Below are 16,822 nucleotides of genomic sequence, written 5' to 3'. Positions count from 1 at the left end.
CTTGTTCAGTGCGAAGGTTCATGCGGCACGAGCCGCGCGAGAATCCGCAGGTCGTCGCCGATCCGGTCGACCGTATGAAATTGCAGCTGCACACGGCCGCTGAGCGAGGCCGGAGCAACGAGATTGAACATGCTCATCGAGTCCACGCCAAGCAGGCTCGGTGCAAGGTAGACGAGCAGTTCGTCGACGCAGCCCTCGCGCAGCAGCGAGCCGTTCAGCTTGTAGCCCGCTTCGATGTGCAATTCGTTGACGCCCCGCTCGCCAAGCACTTTCAGCATGGCCGGCAGATCGACCTTGCCGCTGGCATTCGCGAGCTGAACGATTTCTGCGCCGCGGTCGCGCAGCGCCGCGGCGCGCTCGGCGTGACGTTCGTCGAGATTGCCGCAGAAGATCAGCGTCGGCGCGCCGGCGAGGATCTGTGCTTCCAGCGGCACGTCGAGCTGGCTGTCGATCAGCACGCGTTTGGGTTGGCGTGGCGTATCGACAGCGCGCACGGTCATGCGTGGATTGTCTTCCTTGACGGTGCCGATGCCGGTCAGAATCGCCGACGCACGGGCGCGCCATGCATGGCCGTCGGCGCGCGCGGCCTCGCCGGTGATCCACTGGCTTTCGCCCGAGGGCAGGCCGGTGCGCCCGTCGAGCGATGCCGCGACCTTCATCCGCACCCACGGGCGGCCGCGCGTCATGCGTGACACGAAGCCGATGTTCAGTTCGCGCGCTTCATTGGCGAGCAGCCCGCAGCGCACCTCGATGTCAGCATCGCGCAGCATCGTGAGACCGCGTCCGGACACCTGCGGATTCGGGTCCTCCATCGCGGCGATCACGCGCTCGACCTGCGCGTCGATCAACGCGTGCGCGCACGGCGGCGTGCGGCCGAAGTGGCTGCATGGCTCGAGCGTGACGTAAGCAGTCGCGCCGCGCGAATCGTGGCCGCGCGAGCGCGCGTCCTTCAGCGCGCGTATTTCGGCATGGTCCTGGCCTGCCGGCTGGGTGAAGCCTTCGCCGATTACTTCGCCGTTCTTCACCAGCACACAGCCGACGCGCGGGTTCGGGTCGGTCGTGTACATGCCGCGCTTCGCAAGGGCGAGCGCGCGTTCCATATGGATGAAATCGGTTTGCGAGAACATCGGCGTCGTGTCGGTTTCAGGTCGGACCAGGTTCAGGCAGCGAGCGCAGCAAAGGCACTGCGCGCGGCGGCGAGGGTTTCGTCGATGATCGCGTCGTCGTGGGCGATCGACACAAAGCCCGCTTCGTAGGCCGATGGTGCGAAGTACACGCCTGCGTCGAGCATCCTGTGGAAGAACGCGTTGAAACGCGGCACGTCGCTCTTCGTGACCTGCGCAAAGCTCGCGGGGATCGCATCGGTGAAATACAGGCCGAACATGCCGCCAAGCGAATCCGCCGCGAACGGCACCTTCGCTTCGCGGGCCGTGTCGGCGAGGCCCTTCACGAGGCGCGCCGTCTGCGCGCTGAGCCGGTCGTAGAAGCCGGGCGCCTGGATCAGCTGCAGCGTCTTCAGACCTGCCGCGACCGCGATCGGATTGCCCGACAGTGTGCCCGCCTGATACACGCCGCCAAGCGGCGCGAGGTGAGCCATGATGTCGCGGCGGCCGCCGAATGCGGCAGCCGGCATGCCGCCGCCGATCACCTTGCCGAGGCACGTCAGGTCCGGCGTGATGCCGTATACCTGCTGCGCGCCGCCGAGGGCGACACGGAAGCCGCACATCACTTCGTCGAAGATCAGCACGGCGCCGTATTGGGTACACAGGCGGCGCAGCGCGGACAGGAATTCAGGCGTTGCGCGCACGAGGTTCATGTTGCCCGCGACCGGCTCGACGATCACCGAAGCGATCTCGTTGCCGAACGCCTTGAACGCTTCTTCGAGTTCCGCGACGTTGTTGTATTCGAGAACGGTAGTGTGCTTCGCGATATCGGCCGGCACGCCCGCCGACGTCGGATTGCCGAACGTCAGGAGACCCGAGCCGGCCTTCACGAGCAGGCTGTCCGCATGGCCGTGATAGCAGCCTTCGAACTTGACGATGCGGCTGCGGTTGGTAAAGCCGCGGGCGAGGCGCAGTGCGCTCATCGTCGCTTCCGTGCCGCTCGATACCATGCGGACCTGTTCGATCGACGGCACCAGCTTGCAGATTTCCTCGGCGATTTCGACTTCGGATTCCGTCGGCGCGCCGAACGAGAAGCCGTTCACGAGCGCGCGCTGGACCGCTTCGAGCACTTCCGGATGCACATGGCCGACGATCATCGGTCCCCAGGAGCCGATGTAATCGATGTAGCGCTTGCCGTCGGCGTCCCAGAAGTACGCGCCCTCTGCGCGTTCGATGAAGCGCGGCGTGCCGCCGACCGAACGGAAGGCGCGCACGGGCGAATTGACGCCGCCCGGGATGGTGAGCTGGGCGCGTTCGAAGAGAGCTTCGTTCCTGGAATTGCTGGACATGGACTTTGGACCTGCCTGTTGTGATCTGCCTGATCGGAAAGCACAGAAGCGCGCGATGCCAGAAGCGGCGGGCGGCTTGTCCGCCGGTCGCACGCATTGCGGCGGCTGGATGGATATCTGAAATTGTACCGGAGTCGCGCGTGCGAAGGCTGCGAGCCTGACGAGACGGGTGGTGCGGGTGATTGCTGCCGCAGATCCGCCGTCAGGACGTAGTGAGGCCGGCTTTGGTCGATCTCGTCGGGCCGGCCGGAAGGGCTGGCTGCGGGCGCGGGCGCCTGCCGGTCAGCTCGGCCCAGCGTTTTTCGAGCGCGCCTTCCGCGATCGGCTTGATCGAGGTGCCTGAGCTCTGCGCATCCCACGTCTGGACCGAGAAAGGGTGCGCGCGGAGCCCTTCGCGCGGGATTACCACGCCCTCGTGGGCATCGGCGAGCCAGTCGTACACAAAGTCGATGCACAGCCGGTAGCCGCGCTTTGTCGCCGGATCACGGACTTCGTATGGGGCCCGCATGACGTAACCGGAGCCGAAGATGCCCCTCGGCTCCTGCGCCACCCGGTGCAGGAACACGCGGTCGCCGGGCAGGATGCTGCGCGCGAAGCCGCAGCCCCAGACGTCGGTCACCGCCTCGCCGGCGGCCACGCGCTTCGCCACGTCAGGCAGTTCGGGCCACGGCCATTTCTTGGGGCTCCAGATCAGCAGGAAGGCAGTCATTGCGGGTTCAGGAATCGCGGACGGTGCAGCGAAACGTAGCAGAAAAGCTGCGCAAGCGAGCGGCCAACACGGCAGTTTATCCGGGCGGTATACACCGTAAAGGCGGCAAATGCAGCGGACCGACGCCGGGAGTCCCCTTGCGGGGAACGATCACTGCCGTCTGTCCGGACGTCGCGTACAATTGGGGCGCTGTCATCGCTGTTGTTTCTCATGGTTCGCCATCTGTGCGGTCGAGCCGCTTCTTTCGGATTCCCATGTCTCACGTCGTCAGACGCCGGCCCGATGGCCGGCTGATTCTGTTGCTCGGTGCGCTTGCCGCATGTGGGCCGATCTCCATCGACATGTATCTGCCGAGCCTGCCGTCGATCGCCCAGGCGTTCTCGGTGGCGGCGGGCGCGGCGCAGTCGACGCTGACGAGCTTCATGTTCGGCTTTTCGATCGGCATGCTGCTGTACGGCCCGTTGTCGGATTCGTTCGGCCGGCGGCCGGTGCTGCTCGGCGGGATCGTGATGTACGTGCTTGCCAGCGTCGCGTGCGCGCTGTCGTTCTCGATCGGCTCGCTGATGTTGTTTCGCTTCGTGCAGGCGCTGGGCGCGGGCGCGGCTTCAGTGCTCGCGCGCGCGATCGCCCGCGATGCCCACGAGCCGACCGATGCCGCCCGCGTGCTGTCGATGCTGGCAATCGTGACGTCGATCGGGCCATTGCTTGCGCCGCTGATCGGTGGCCAGTTGCTCCTCCTGGGCGGCTGGCGTGCCGTATTCGTGACGCTGACGATCTTCGGCGCCGTCTGCGCTGTGACCGCATTCCTGCGCGTGCCGGAAACCTGGCCGCGTGAAAAACGCGCGAGCTCGGCGGTGCTGCAATCGTTCGCGGCGTACGGCAAGCTGCTGCGCGATCCGGTTGCGTGGGGGCACATGCTGTGCGGCGGCATGGCGTTCGCGTCGATGTTCGCGTACATCACGGCAACGCCGTTCGTGTACATCGAGTATTTCCATGTGTCGGCGCAGCACTATGGGTTTCTGTTCGGCCTGAACATCATCGGCATCATGTCAGGTAACTTCCTGAACACCCGGTTTGTCGGCCGGCTCGGCCCGCTGCCGATCATCTCGTTTGCCGCGGCGATCAGCACCGTGGCGTCGCTGTTCGTGGCGCTCGTTTGCCTGACGGGGTGGGGCGGCTTGTGGTCGATCGTTGCGGGGCTGTTCTTCGTGGTCGGCGTGGTGGGTGTGCTGGCAGCCAACTGCACGACCGAGTTGATGCACCGCTATCCGCGCAACGCCGGCGCGGCGGCGGCCGTGTTCGGCGCGATGCAGCTAGCGCTCGGCGCGGTTGCGAGCGTCGCGGTCGGACTCTGGCAGGGCGGGACGCCGAAGGGCATGGGCGCGACGATCGGCGTCGCGGGGCTGCTCTGTTACGTAGGGCGGTGTCTCGTCATCCGCTGGCATGGGCGGCCGTTGCCCGGCGTGCGGGTGAGCCAAAACTAGCGGTTCGCGGCGCACCGCAAGGTCTCGAGCAATGGCCGGAGAATGATGGTGTCCTCGCCCGTGGCGGGCACTCGCAGAACCATGAGACAGCAGTAAAAAAGCGCCGCGGCCTTCATCAGGCCGGGCGCTTTTTTACTGCAGGAAGCCCCGCGGAAAAACCCGCTCACTCCTTCGCCGAAGATGCCGCCCCGTGGCTTAGCCAGTCGAGCACCGCGGTGGTATCGTCGTCGGCGCCCTCGCGTACTTTCGTGACGGCTTCGCTGACTTCGGCATCCGGCATCGCGCGCCGGATTGCCACGCCGACCGCGAGTATGTCGATCATCACCAGATGCAGGATGCGCGAAATCATCGACAGCTGCGATTCGCGAATCTCGATGTGATCGGTTTCCAGCGCGACAGTCGCGCGTTTCGCGAGCGGCGTATTGCTCGACGTGATCGCGATCACCTGCGCCCCCGCCTGCATCGCGACTTCGAGCACGCGCAGCAACTCGGGCGCGCGGCCCGATTTCGACACGGCCACGATCACATCGCCCTTGCCGAGCAAGGCGGCCGATGCGGCCTGCATGTACAGATCGCCGTAGGCAATCGTTGGGATGCCGAAGCGGAAGAACTTGTAGTGTGCGTCCTGCGCGACGATGTTCGAATTGCCAAGCCCGTAGAACTCGATCCGCCGTGCGCCATTCAACAGATCGATGGCGCGCTCGACATGCTCGAAGTTCAGATGCTCGCGCAACTGCAGGATCGCCGAGATCGTGTTGTCGAGCACCTTCGCGCCGAAGTCGGTCGCGGTGTCGCCCAGATGCACCTGGCTGTGGCTGACCGGAATCGTGCCGGTCAGGCCCGTCGCAAGTTTCAGCTTGAAATCGGACAGACCCTGGCAGCCGAGCGAGCGGCAAAAGCGGATCACCGTCGGCTGGCTCACATCGGCCTTGCGCGCGATATCGACGATCGGATCGTTGATGATCGAGCGCGGATGATTCAGCGCGAGATCGGCGACGCGCCTTTCAGCAGGCGTGAGCGCATCGCGCATCTGACGGATGCGCTCGAACACGGCCGACGAACTGCCGCCGGCGCGATTCGAAAGCTGCTCGGCAAGAATCGCCGACACGCCGAGAAACGCCGGATACTGCGCGGTAATCACATACGTGGGCACGTTCGACAGATACGCTTCGAAGCGGCCCTTCGCCTCGAAGCGCTTGCGGAACGACGAGCGCGCGAACAGGTCGCCCAGCCGCGGCACGACGCCGCCGCCGATATAGATGCCGCCGAGCGAGCCGAGCGTCACCGCGATGTTGCCCGCGAAGGTGCCGAGAATGCCGCAGAAGCAGTCGACCGTTTCAGCGGCGAGCGGCTCGCCCTCGAGCGCGCGCTTGACGACCTCGGACGTATCGACCGATGCCGCCACGCGCTTCTTGTCCCGTGCCGCGAGAGCGCGATAGATCAGTTCGAGACCGGGGCCTGCCGCCACACGTTCGAACGATACATGCGACCACTTCTTGCGCGCGTACTGCATCACGATGTCTTCGCGTTCGTCGGACGGCGCGAACGTGGAGTGACCGCCTTCGCTGCCGAGCGCGATCCAGCGGTCGTCGGCGGGGATGAGGCCCGACACGCCGAGACCCGTGCCCGGACCGAGCAGGCCGATCACGCTGTTCGGCCGGCGCTGGCCGCCCCCTACCTGCACGCGCTGCGAGTCCGTGAGTCCCGGCAATGCCATCGCAAGCGCGGTGAAGTCGTTGACGACCAGCAGCGTGTCGAAGCCGAGTGCGCGGCGCGTCGCTTCGATCGAAAAGGTCCAGTCGTGATTGGTCATGCTGACCTGATCGCCGTCGACCGGATTCGCAATCGCAATGGCTGCGTGATTCACGCGGCCGATCTTCGTGTCCTTCAGGTACTTCTTGATGACTTCGGCGACGCCGGGATAGTCGGCGCACGGGTACACCAGCACGTTGGCGATTTCGCCCGGGCCCGTCTCGAGGGCGAAGCGCGCATTCGTACCACCGATGTCGGCGAGAAGCCTCGGTCCATCGGCGTGCTGGCCCGCGCCCGGGACAGACTTAGTTTGCACACCAGTAGACATCGAGTCTCACTCCCTTGTCGTTTGCCAACTTCGAGATGGCATTTTTTTGTGGCGCAGCCGCTGCCTCTTGCAGCACGTCGAGCTTGCGCGGTCCGGCGATCAGCAGATACAGATGCCCCACCTGTTGCAACGCGGAAAGCGACCAGCTCACACGCGCATGCGGCGCGTTGCCCGGGTGCACGGCAACGAAGCGCTCTGGCGTGGTGATCGCGTGATCCCACTCGGGCGCGTCCGCGAAGATCGATGCCGTATGACCGTCTTCGCCCATGCCGAGCACCGCGACGTCCGGCACGCGGCGCAACGGGTCGGCGTTGAGCAGCGCGATGTGAGCGTCGAGTTGCTGCGTCGTATCGACGAGCGGCCAGAAGGCGGCATCGCGCGCGGCGTGCTGAAGCAGTGTTTCGTGGGCGAGGCGCGCATTGCTGGCGTTGTCCGTTTCCGGCACCCAGCGGTCGTCGACCAGCGTCACGTCGATGTGCGCCCAGTCGAAAGGTTGAGTCGACAACGTCTGCAGGAACGGGCGCGGACTGGTGCCGCCGGACACTGCAAGCGTCGCGCGGCGCGCGCCGGTCTGGGACGCGGTCGCCGGTGCGGCAAGCGACGCATGTAACGCGTCACCCACCGCTTTCGCCAGCGCGTCGGATTGGGCGCGCGGGTCGTCGAAAGCGTGAAGCTCGATCACTTCTCCTCCATGCTGCTTTCTTGTTGGTCTACGGGTGTACGTCGACCGTTTCCCGCCGCGGCCTTCAGGCAATCACCTCATGCCGTCACTTCAGGCTTGTGCGCTGCGGGGCTGCTGCAGGTCCGGTTCAACCCGCTTCAATATTTCACCAATGCGGCGTCGCGCCAGGCGAGGTCGTGCGAAAGCCGTACGCGCCCTCGCCGTTACCGCGACGTCAGTTCTCTTCTTCCAGCCAGCAGGTGCCATGCTGCGCGAGCATCGCACTCGCTGCCGCCGGCCCCCAGGTGCCCGCCGCATACGGCTTCGGCGGTTTGTGCGAACTACTCCACTCATTCAGGATCGGCTCGACCCAGCGCCATGCGGCTTCCTGTTCGTCACGTCGCACGAAGAGCGCGAGGCGGCCGTTGATCACGTCGAGCAACAGACGCTGATACGCCTCCATCTGGCCTTCGCGGAAGAACCGGTCGAACGCGAGATCGAGGTGGACGCTTGCCAGGTTCATGCCTTCGCCGGGCTGCTTGGCAAGGCAATACAGACGAATCGTCTCGTTCGGCTGCAGACGGATGACAAGACGGTTCGCACCTGGACGGAGGGCCGTTGGTCCGAGCGCCGAATGCGGCACCGGACGGAAATTGACGACGATCTCCGCCACGCGATCCGCGAGCCGCTTGCCGGTGCGCAGAAAAAACGGCACGCCGGACCAGCGCCAGTTCTCGATTTCCACCTTCAGCGCGACGAAGGTTTCCGTCGTGCTTTCCGGCTTGACGCCAGGTTCGGATGTATAGCCCGGCACCGGCGTGCCACGGATTCCGCCGGCATGATACTGGCCTCGCACGGCAACCTTGCCGATCTCGTTTGGCTCGACCGGTTTCAGCGCGCGCAGCACGCGCAGCTTTTCATCGCGGACCGAATCGGAATCCATCGAATGCGGCGGCTCCATCGCGACAATCGAGAGCAGCTGCAGCAAATGGTTCTGCACCATGTCGCGCAGCGCGCCGGTATTGTCGTAGAAATCGCCGCGGGCTTCGACACCCAGTTCTTCCGCGATCGTAATCTGAATGCTTTCGACCCACTCGCGACGCCACAGCGGCTCGAAGAGCGCATTGCCGAAACGCAGCGCGAGCAGGTTCTGCACCGGCTCTTTCCCGAGGTAATGGTCGATCCGGTAGATCTGTTCTTCCGCGAAGATTTCGCCGACTGCATCGTTGATCGCGTTCGATGAACGCAGGTCGTAGCCGAGCGGCTTTTCCAGCACGATGCGGGCGTTTTCGTTGAGCCCGACCGAGGCGAGCGCACGACAGATCGGCACGAACAGCGACGGACCCGTCGCGAGATAGAACACGCGGATGCCGGGCAGGTTGCTCACCGCATCGCGCAGCACCGTGAAGTCTTCGGCTTTGCCCAGGTCGAGCTTCACATAGACGATGCGCTCGAGAAAGCTCGCCCACGCGGCCTCATCGAGACCCTCCTTCGAGACATGCGCCTTGACGTGTTCGTTGACCCACTGCAGATAACTGTCGCGGTCTTCCTCATGACGCGTGACCGCCACGATCCTGCCGCTTGCCGCGAGCATGCCTGCACGGTGCGCTTCATACAGTGCCGGCAGGATCTTGCGCATCGACAGGTCGCCGGTTCCGCCGAAGAGAACGAAGGTGAAACTTGAATCGGTTTGCATGGGTCTCCGTCGATGTCCTGGGGCCGCGACAAGCGACCGTAGTCCGATAAAATTTTTTTTGACACTGAATTGTAGTTTAACTACAATCCAAATCAAGAGGTAACGCTAATTCGAATAAAAAAGCGTGCGCTGCATGGCGAGATACGCGTTTTCCCGAATCAGCGAAGCGTCCTTGCATGTTAATGGACATTGCGTTTCAGCATGGTCTGGCGGGTCTTCCAGCCGGCTTGCTGCAAGCGGGTATCCAGCTTCATGTGCGGCCCGCCCTCGAGTCTGCAGCGCGCCACAGCGAGCAGGCAAAAACCAGAAGAGGAGACAGTCAGTTGCATCCAGAACCACTCATCTCTTGAGCGTCCAGCGGCCGGATTCCGGTGCGCCGGCCATGCACACGCATCGGCTGCCCGACGTTCGACCGCCCTTGTTTTGCCTGTTTGACCAACCACCGCACCCTGTCCAACCAGGGGCATCCGTTTTTTTTCAGGTGTCTGGAGGAGATAAGCAATGAAATTTCGCGCGATCATGGGCGCTCTGTGCGCCGCAGGTCTGATGTGTGGCGTGTCGGCTGTGCAGGCGGCCGAGTCGGTCGAAGTGCTGCACTGGTGGACTTCGGGCGGCGAATCGAAGGCCGTCGGCGTCCTGAAGGACGACATGACGAAGCAGGGTTACACGTGGAAAGACTTCGCGGTCGCGGGCGGCGCAGGTGCGGCAGCCATGACGGCACTCAAGACGCAGGTGATCTCGGGTAACGCGCCGAGCGCGGCCCAGATCAAGGGGCCGCTGATCCAGGAATGGGCGCAGCAAGGCGTGCTGGTGCCGATCGATACAGCAGCTGGCGACTGGAAGAAGAACCTGCCGCCGGAAATCGACAAGATCATGCGCGCGGACGGCCACTATGTCGGCGCGCCGTTCTCGGTGCACCGCGTGAACTGGCTGTACATCAACAAGGCTGCGCTCGAGAAGGCAGGCGGCAAGGTCCCGACCACGTGGCCTGAGTTCTTCGCCGTCGCTGACAAGATGAAGGCAGCCGGCATCCAGCCGATCGCGATGGGCGGCCAGCCGTGGCAGGACCTGACGCTGTGGGAAGACGTCGTGCTGTCGCAGGGCGCGGACTTCTACAGGAAGGCGCTGGTCGATCTCGACGAGAAGACGCTGACCTCGGACAAGATGGTTGGCGTGTTCGACACGGTCCGCAAGATCCAGGGCTACTTCGACGCAGGCCGTACCGGCCGTGACTGGAACCTCGCCACGGCGATGGTCATCAACGGCAAGGCTGGCATGCAGTTCATGGGCGACTGGGCGAAGGGCGAATTCGCCAACGCCGGCAAGAAGTCCGGTGAGGACTATGTCTGCGCCGCAGTGCCGGGCACGGAAAAGGCTTATACGTTCAACGTCGACTCGTTCGTGTTCTTCCAGCAGAAGGGCCAGAAGGCGGCAACGCCGGGTCAGCTCGCGCTCGCGAAGACGATCATGTCGCCGGAGTTCCAGGAGCAGTTCAGCCTGTACAAGGGTTCGATCCCGGTCCGCCTCGGCGTGCCGATGGACAAGTTCGACGATTGCGCGAAGAAGTCGTACGCGGATGAACAGATCGCCATCAAGTCGGGCGGCTATGTTCCTTCGCTGGCGCACGGCATGGCCCAACCGGATGCAGCTGCCGGTGCGATCTCCGACGTCGTCACGAAGTTCATGAACTCGCAGCAGGATTCGAAGACCGCAGTCGCAGCGCTCGCGAAGGCAGCGAAGACGAAGTAACGCGCGAAGTAAAGCGCGAAGCAGGCGCAGCGGCGCGCTTCACCGCCTGTCCACGCAGGCGTGAAGCGCGCCCTTCAGGCAACACGGCTTGACCGCAGGGTTTTGCGGACAAGCTCACGTAGGGTCATACCTGAGCCGGCAGGGCACCGCGTGCGGTAGGCGCGCTCACCTGGCGGCACAGTTTCAGCAGGAGTCGAGTAGTGACTGCTTCTATCAGCGGAAACGGGAAGAAGACGGCCTCCGTTACCCGCCGCACGTCGCCGATGTCGGCGCTCGCCGATCGCTGGATTCCGAAGCTGGTGCTCGCACCCAGCGTCGTAATCAGCCTCATCTTTGTGTATGGCTTTATCCTGATTACCGGCTATCTGTCGCTCTCCACTTCGCGACTGATGCCACGCTATGAATTCGCCGGCCTCGACCGGTATCGGGAGCTCTTCGATAACGACGTGTTCTGGACGTCGGCTGCGAACCTCGGCTGGTTCGGCATTCCGTTCATCGGCATCTGCATCGGGCTGGGGCTTTTCCTGGCCATCCTGCTCGACCAGCAGATCCGTAATGAAGGCGCGCTGCGCGCCGTGTTCCTGTACCCGATGGCGCTGTCGTTCATCGTGACCGGCACCGCGTGGCAATGGATCATGACGCCGAGTCTCGGCCTCGAAAAGGTGTTCCACGACTGGGGCTGGACGAGCTTCTCGTTCACCTGGCTGGGCGACCCGGACAAGGCGATCTTCTGTGTGGTGATCGCGGCCGTCTGGCAGTCGACGGGTTTCGTGATGGCGCTTTTCCTGGCTGGCCTGCGCGGCGTCGACGCTGAAATCTTCAAGGCCGCGCAGATGGACGGCGCGGGCTTGCCCACCATCTATCGCAAGATCGTGATTCCGAGCATGCGACCGGTGTTCTTCTCGGTGCTGCTGATTCTCTGTCACATCACGATCAAGACCTTCGACCTTGTCGTCGCATTGACGGCGGGCGGTCCGGGGACGTCGTCGTCGCTGCCGGCCATCTTCATGTACACGTTTTCGTTTAACCGCGGGCAGCTTGGCGTCGGCGCAGCGTCGTCGATCATGATGCTCGCTACCGTTGTGGCCGTGCTCGTGCCGCTGATGTATCTGGAATCGAGGAGCACCCGCAATGCCTAAGATGACGTTAAGCCGTGCCGTCATTTATGCGGCGCTGGTTCTGTTCGCGCTGTACTTCCTGTTTCCGTTGTATGTGATGCTGTCGACGTCGTTCAAGGACATCGACCAGCTGCGCACGGGCAACCTGCTGACACCGCCGACCACCTGGACCTTCGCGCCCTGGATCAAGGCATGGAGCGGGGCATGTACCGGCGTGCGCTGCGACGGCATGCAGCCGTTCTTCATGAACTCGGTGCGGATGGTGATTCCGGCCGTGCTGATCTCGTCGATCATCGGCGCGTTCAACGGCTATGTGCTCACGCACTGGCGCTTCCGCGGCGCCGATCCGATCTTCACGATGCTGCTGGTCGGCTGCTTCATTCCGTTCCAGGCGATCCTGCTGCCGATGGCGCGCCTCGAAGGCATGCTCGGTCTGTCGAATAGTATTACCGGCCTCGTGGTCGTGCACGTCATCTACGGCATCGCGTTCACGACGATGTTCTTCCGCAACTTCTACGTGAGCATTCCGGCTGAGCTCGTGAAGGCAGCGCGTATCGACGGTGCGGGCTTCTTCACGATCTTCACGAAGATCCTGCTGCCGGTGTCGCTGCCGATCTTCATGGTCTGCCTGATCTGGCAGTTCACGCAGATCTGGAATGACTTCCTGTTCGGTATCGTGTTCTCCGGCGTCGACTCGATGCCGATCACAGTGGCGCTGAACAACCTCGTGAATACGTCGACGGGCGTGAAGGAATACAACGTCGACATGGCCGGCGCGATCATTGCCGCGCTGCCCACGCTGCTCGTCTACATCATCGCTGGCCGCTACTTCGTGCGTGGCCTGACGGCGGGCGCGGTAAAGGGCTGACGAGACTTAAGAACGCCGCCCGCGCACACGATGCGCCGGCGGCCCGAACAGGGCATCCAGCCGGCATCGGCGGGACGCAAGAGACGCAGTACCAGAGACTAGAGGAATCACAGCATGGCAAGCCTTTCCATCCGTGACGTGTACAAGACCTACCCGAACGGGGTGCCGGTCCTGAAGGGTGTCAACATCGACATCGAAGACGGCCAGTTCCTGATTCTCGTGGGCGGCTCGGGCTGCGGGAAATCGACGCTGCTCAACATGATCGCCGGCCTCGAGACCGTGACGAAGGGCGACATCCAGATCGACGGCAAGACGGTGAACAACCTGTCGCCGAAAGATCGCGACATCGCCATGGTGTTCCAGTCGTACGCGCTGTATCCGTCGATGACGGTCCGCGAGAACATCTCGTTCGGTCTGAACATCCGCAAGGTGCCGAAGACCGAACAGACGCAGATCGTCGATCGCGTATCGAACACCCTGCAGATCCAGCATCTGCTCGACCGTAAGCCCGGCCAGCTGTCGGGCGGTCAACGTCAGCGCGTGGCGATGGGCCGCGCGCTCGCGCGCGATCCGGTGATGTTCCTGTTCGACGAGCCGTTGTCGAACCTCGATGCCAAGCTGCGTATCGAGATGCGCTCGGAAATCAAGCTGCTGCATCAACGCCTCGGCACGACGATCGTCTACGTGACGCACGACCAGATCGAAGCGATGACGCTTGGCGACCGCATCGCGGTGATGAAGGACGGTATCGTGCAGCAGTTCGGCGCCCCGCAGGAGATCTACGATTCGCCGTCGAACCTGTTTGTCGCGGGCTTCATTGGCGCGCCGCCGATGAACTTCATCCAGGGCAAGCTGGTGGAGCAGGGCGCGGGCGTCGGCATCGAACTCGATACCGGCGCGACGCGCGGCGTGCTGAACCTGCCGTTCGACACGGCGAAGCTGAAGTCGCATGTAGGCCGCGAAGTGATTCTCGGCCTGCGCCCGGAGCGCATCACCGACGCACGCCATGCGCACAACGTGGAAGGCGGCCAGCTACAGCCGATCGAGGTGAACGTCGACGTGATCGAGCCGACAGGTCCGGACACGCTGGTGTTTGCGCAGGTGAATGGCAAACGGATCGTGAGCCGCGTGCACCCGGGGTCCAACCCGCAGCCGACGCAACCGATGACGCTGCTGTTCGATGTGTCGAAGGCGGTGTTGTTCGATCCGGCGAACGAAGAGCGGATCGCCTAAGCTCGAACCCCGCTTATCGCGAGAAGCAAGGCAGGCCCCGATGCGTTCGGAAACGCATCGGGGCCTGCCCTTTTGCATGTGACGCCTCTAATGTGGCAGTCGCACGTTCAGTTTGTAGGTGACCAGCCGTGCAACAAGGATGAAGCCGGTGCCGATCAGCACGCTATAAATGGTGTCGAAATTGATGTAATCGAGCAGCAGATAGATCCAGCAGCCCACGAACGCACACGTGGCATAGGGCCGTGAATCGCGCAGGATCAGCGGCACTTCGTTGCACAGCACGTCGCGAATGACGCCGCCGAATACGCCCGTCAACACGCCCATCATCACCGACGTGAACCACGGCATCTGCGCATCGAGCGCGAGCGACGTGCCGGTCACGCTGAAGAGCCCGAGCCCGATCGCATCGGCGATCAGCAGCATGCGCTCCGAGACCACCCGCGAGATCGCTTTCAACAATATCGGCGCGAAGATCGACAGCGCGAAGATCACGATCACGTAGTCCTGATGCTGAACCCAGTAGAAGGGTCGCCGTTCGAGCAGCACATCGCGTACGGTGCCGCCGCCGAACGCCGTCGCGATGGCGACGAGGAATGTGCCGACCGCGTCGAGGCGCCGCGTGCGCGCCTCGATGAAGCCGGAGATCGCGTACGCAAAAATGGCCAGCGCTTCCATGATGGTCAGCGCCAGCGTGAGCCTTGGGTGAATCACCGGCGCTCCGTCAGGGTCTGGGTTGGGCGGGCGCGGCGCCCGGCTGCAGCAGGACGAGCACGGCGCCGGCGCCGCCATCATGCGGACGCGCCTGACAGAAGGCGATCACTTCTGCTTTCTGCACGAGCCAGGCGCGGACCTTGCCCTTCAGCACGGGCTCCTTGCCGACCGAGCCGAGCCCCTTGCCGTGAATCACGCGCAGACAGCGCAGCCCACGCTTCACCGACTCGCGGATGAATTCGGCCAGCGCCTCGCGGGCTTCCTCGCGACGCATGCCGTGCAGGTCGAGTTGCGCCTGCACGATCCATGATCCGCGGCGCAGCTTGCGCACCACTTCCTGGCTCACGCCGGGGCGGCAATACGACAGCGTTTCATCCGTATCGAGCAGGATCTCGGGATCGAATTCGTCCGAGATGGCCTCGTGAAGGACGGCCTCTTCGTCGAGCTTCGTCTGGACGGGCAGCGGCGCGGGCGGGTTGCGCGGCTGCGTCGCGCGCGGCGGGACGGCAAGCGGCGCGACACCGCCGATCTCGCGGCGGAACAGTTCGGCGTCGGCCGAGGCTTCGCGTTGCGCTGCTACGGCGGCGACGCGCTGACGCTCGCGCTTTTGCGCCTCGCCTTTCAGCGCGTCGCGCAGTGCGCCGAGGCCGGCGAGTCCCGCGGCGGGTTCAGGCAACGGCTTCGCTGGCGCGCTGGGTGTCTCGGCGGGGCGGGGCGCGGCAGTGCGCGGGCGTTTGGGTTCGCTTGGATGAGGCAGGTTTTTCGGCATGACGGTAAGTCGCGCTGCAGCTACGGTTGGATCGTCGCGCGATCGCTTCCGGGTGGAAGCCATCGCCGGGCGCCGGATGCAAAAAGGGCCGCTTGCCTCGCGGCCGCGGCCCTTTCTATGCGTCGGGGAAGCGCCCTGTCGCTATTTTACCGGTCGGCTTCCGCGCTCATCACGTGTTCGCCGATTCCACCATCGATGGTTTCCAGATAGCGCTGTGCGTCGAGCGCGGCCATACAGCCCGTGCCTGCGCTCGTGATCGCCTGACGGTACACGTGATCCTGCACGTCGCCGGCCGCGAACACGCCCGGCACGCTTGTGCCGGTTGCGTTGCCGCTCAGGCCGCCGTTCGTGATGATGTAGCCGTTCTTCATCTCCAGCTGGCCTTCGAAGATGTCCGTGTTCGGCTTGTGACCGATCGCGACGAACAGGCCCTGCAGGTCGATGTCGGTGGTTTCGCCGGTCTTCGTGTGCTTGATGCGCAGGCCGTTGACGCCGCCGTCGTTGCCCTTCACTTCGTCGAGCACGTGATTCCATTTGATGTCGACGACGCCTTCCTTTTCCTTCTCCAGCAGGCGGTCGATCAGGATCGGCTCGGCGCGGAACTTGTCGCGGCGATGGATGACCGTCACCTTCTTCGCGATGCCGGCGAGGTACAGCGCTTCTTCGACAGCCGTATTGCCGCCGCCGACCACGGCGACGTGCTGCTGCTTGTAGAAGAACCCGTCGCAGGTCGCGCAGGCGGACACGCCGCGCCCCATGAACGCCTCTTCCGACGCGAGGCCCAGGTACTGCGCCGACGCACCAGTCGCGATGATCAGCGAATCGCAGGTGTATTCGGCTGAATCGCCGATGAGGCGAATCGGCTTCTCGTCCAGCTTCGCCGTGTGGATGTGGTCGAAGATGATCTCGGTGTTGAAGCGCTCGGCGTGATCCAGAAAACGCTGCATCAGTTCCGGACCCTGCACGCCGCTCGGATCGGCCGGCCAGTTTTCGACGTCGGTCGTGGTCATCAGCTGGCCGCCCTGCGCGAGGCCCGTGACGAGCACCGGCGACAGGTTGGCGCGCGCGGCGTAGACAGCGGCGGTATAGCCGGCGGGGCCGGAACCGAGAATCAGAACCTTGGCGTGTTTCGTGGGTGCGGGCATGATCGAAATCCGTTTAAAAGCGTCTGGCTCGCCAGTGCGAGGCCGGGTGACTTGTTTCGAAGCAGTAGATGGGTATCAGCGCAACATTATAAAGGTGGGGGCCAGCGGCTGCTTCATGAAGCTTTATCATCGGCGCGATAGCCCCGG

At 64.0% G+C, this 16,822-nt stretch carries 15 protein-coding genes; 5 read left to right on the top strand and 10 right to left on the bottom strand.

Annotated elements, in window-relative coordinates:
• Positions 1-5 precede the first annotated feature (5 nt).
• The 3 genes from ribD to P3T23_RS19915 all read right to left on the bottom strand — a co-directional run bounded on the left by ribD (position 6) and on the right by P3T23_RS19915 (position 3,161).
• Positions 6-1,127, bottom strand: coding sequence for a bifunctional diaminohydroxyphosphoribosylaminopyrimidine deaminase/5-amino-6-(5-phosphoribosylamino)uracil reductase RibD (gene ribD / locus P3T23_RS19925; RefSeq protein ID WP_429317857.1), 1,122 nt, complete (start codon positions 1,125-1,127; stop codon positions 6-8).
• A gap of 32 nt (positions 1,128-1,159) precedes the next feature.
• Positions 1,160-2,452 (bottom strand): glutamate-1-semialdehyde 2,1-aminomutase, encoded by a 1,293-nt coding sequence (hemL, locus tag P3T23_RS19920; protein ID WP_429317856.1) that lies wholly within the window; start codon positions 2,450-2,452, stop codon positions 1,160-1,162.
• Positions 2,453-2,654: 202 nt separating this feature from the next.
• Positions 2,655-3,161 carry a hypothetical protein gene (locus P3T23_RS19915; protein WP_429317855.1) on the bottom strand — a complete coding sequence of 169 codons (507 nt, stop codon included), beginning with the start codon at positions 3,159-3,161 and terminating at the stop codon, positions 2,655-2,657.
• 254 nt (positions 3,162-3,415) lie between these two features.
• On the opposite strand from P3T23_RS19915, the gene P3T23_RS19910 reads away from it, so the two are divergent.
• Entirely contained in the window at positions 3,416-4,645 is a 1,230-nt protein-coding gene (locus P3T23_RS19910; RefSeq protein WP_429317854.1) for a Bcr/CflA family multidrug efflux MFS transporter, read from the top strand.
• 163 nt (positions 4,646-4,808) lie between these two features.
• Here the strand turns inward: P3T23_RS19910 and P3T23_RS19905 are convergent, their stop codons facing one another.
• From P3T23_RS19905 to P3T23_RS19890, 4 genes are all read right to left on the bottom strand, one after another.
• Positions 4,809-6,725, bottom strand: a complete 1,917-nt coding sequence (locus P3T23_RS19905; protein ID WP_429317853.1) for a bifunctional transcriptional regulator/glucokinase — start codon at positions 6,723-6,725, stop codon at positions 4,809-4,811.
• Complete coding sequence (gene pgl, locus P3T23_RS19900) at positions 6,703-7,407, bottom strand: 6-phosphogluconolactonase (protein WP_429317852.1); 705 nt, start codon at positions 7,405-7,407, stop codon at positions 6,703-6,705. The genes P3T23_RS19905 and pgl overlap by 23 nt, the downstream gene beginning before the upstream one ends.
• Positions 7,408-7,621: 214 nt before the next feature.
• The gene (gene zwf / locus P3T23_RS19895; protein ID WP_429317851.1) at positions 7,622-9,082 is read right to left on the bottom strand and encodes a glucose-6-phosphate dehydrogenase; all 1,461 of its coding nucleotides are present in this window, start codon (positions 9,080-9,082) and stop codon (positions 7,622-7,624) included.
• Between the two features lie 179 nt (positions 9,083-9,261).
• Positions 9,262-9,603, bottom strand: a complete 342-nt coding sequence (locus P3T23_RS19890; protein WP_429317850.1) for a hypothetical protein — start codon at positions 9,601-9,603, stop codon at positions 9,262-9,264.
• Here P3T23_RS19890 and P3T23_RS19885 point away from each other — a divergent pair.
• The 4 genes from P3T23_RS19885 (at position 9,584) to P3T23_RS19870 (ending at position 14,050) form a co-directional block, all read left to right on the top strand.
• The gene (locus tag P3T23_RS19885; protein WP_429317849.1) at positions 9,584-10,831 is read left to right on the top strand and encodes an ABC transporter substrate-binding protein; all 1,248 of its coding nucleotides are present in this window, start codon (positions 9,584-9,586) and stop codon (positions 10,829-10,831) included. The genes P3T23_RS19890 and P3T23_RS19885 overlap by 20 nt on opposite strands.
• A gap of 200 nt (positions 10,832-11,031) precedes the next feature.
• The gene (locus tag P3T23_RS19880) at positions 11,032-11,970 is read left to right on the top strand and encodes a carbohydrate ABC transporter permease (protein WP_429317848.1); all 939 of its coding nucleotides are present in this window, start codon (positions 11,032-11,034) and stop codon (positions 11,968-11,970) included.
• A gap of 1 nt (position 11,971) precedes the next feature.
• Positions 11,972-12,817, top strand: coding sequence for a carbohydrate ABC transporter permease (locus P3T23_RS19875; protein ID WP_429317969.1), 846 nt, complete (start codon positions 11,972-11,974; stop codon positions 12,815-12,817).
• Between the two features lie 114 nt (positions 12,818-12,931).
• Positions 12,932-14,050, top strand: a complete 1,119-nt coding sequence (locus P3T23_RS19870; protein WP_429317847.1) for an ABC transporter ATP-binding protein — start codon at positions 12,932-12,934, stop codon at positions 14,048-14,050.
• Positions 14,051-14,137: 87 nt separating this feature from the next.
• On the opposite strand, the gene P3T23_RS19865 is transcribed toward P3T23_RS19870, so the two are convergent.
• The 3 genes from P3T23_RS19865 to trxB form a co-directional block, all read right to left on the bottom strand.
• Positions 14,138-14,758 (bottom strand): trimeric intracellular cation channel family protein, encoded by a 621-nt coding sequence (locus tag P3T23_RS19865; RefSeq protein ID WP_429317968.1) that lies wholly within the window; start codon positions 14,756-14,758, stop codon positions 14,138-14,140.
• Positions 14,759-14,771: 13 nt separating this feature from the next.
• Entirely contained in the window at positions 14,772-15,530 is a 759-nt protein-coding gene (locus P3T23_RS19860) for a Smr/MutS family protein (RefSeq protein WP_429317846.1), read from the bottom strand.
• Between the two features lie 146 nt (positions 15,531-15,676).
• Complete coding sequence (trxB, locus tag P3T23_RS19855) at positions 15,677-16,675, bottom strand: thioredoxin-disulfide reductase (protein ID WP_429317845.1); 999 nt, start codon at positions 16,673-16,675, stop codon at positions 15,677-15,679.
• Positions 16,676-16,822: the final 147 nt, after the last annotated feature.

Source organism: Paraburkholderia sp. GAS448 (assembly GCF_050435685.1).
Taxonomy (GTDB): Bacteria; Pseudomonadota; Gammaproteobacteria; order Burkholderiales; family Burkholderiaceae; genus Paraburkholderia.
This window is presented reverse-complemented; position numbering and strand designations above follow the sequence as displayed.

Bases quoted from the DNA above. Each gene is read 5' to 3' on its own strand.
- P3T23_RS19890 (WP_429317850.1), bottom strand. From the start codon at position 9,603: ATGATCGCGCGAAATTTCATTGCTTATCTCCTCCAGACACCTGAAAAA.
- hemL (WP_429317856.1), bottom strand. From the start codon at position 2,452: ATGTCCAGCAATTCCAGGAACGAAGCTCTCTTCGAACGCGCCCAGCTC.
- P3T23_RS19860 (WP_429317846.1), bottom strand. From the start codon at position 15,530: ATGCCGAAAAACCTGCCTCATCCAAGCGAACCCAAACGCCCGCGCACT.
- zwf (WP_429317851.1), bottom strand. From the start codon at position 9,082: ATGCAAACCGATTCAAGTTTCACCTTCGTTCTCTTCGGCGGAACCGGC.
- P3T23_RS19870 (WP_429317847.1), top strand. From the start codon at position 12,932: ATGGCAAGCCTTTCCATCCGTGACGTGTACAAGACCTACCCGAACGGG.
- P3T23_RS19905 (WP_429317853.1), bottom strand. From the start codon at position 6,725: ATGTCTACTGGTGTGCAAACTAAGTCTGTCCCGGGCGCGGGCCAGCAC.
- P3T23_RS19885 (WP_429317849.1), top strand. From the start codon at position 9,584: ATGAAATTTCGCGCGATCATGGGCGCTCTGTGCGCCGCAGGTCTGATG.
- ribD (WP_429317857.1), bottom strand. From the start codon at position 1,127: ATGTTCTCGCAAACCGATTTCATCCATATGGAACGCGCGCTCGCCCTT.
- P3T23_RS19910 (WP_429317854.1), top strand. From the start codon at position 3,416: ATGTCTCACGTCGTCAGACGCCGGCCCGATGGCCGGCTGATTCTGTTG.
- trxB (WP_429317845.1), bottom strand. From the start codon at position 16,675: ATGCCCGCACCCACGAAACACGCCAAGGTTCTGATTCTCGGTTCCGGC.
- P3T23_RS19915 (WP_429317855.1), bottom strand. From the start codon at position 3,161: ATGACTGCCTTCCTGCTGATCTGGAGCCCCAAGAAATGGCCGTGGCCC.
- P3T23_RS19875 (WP_429317969.1), top strand. From the start codon at position 11,972: ATGACGTTAAGCCGTGCCGTCATTTATGCGGCGCTGGTTCTGTTCGCG.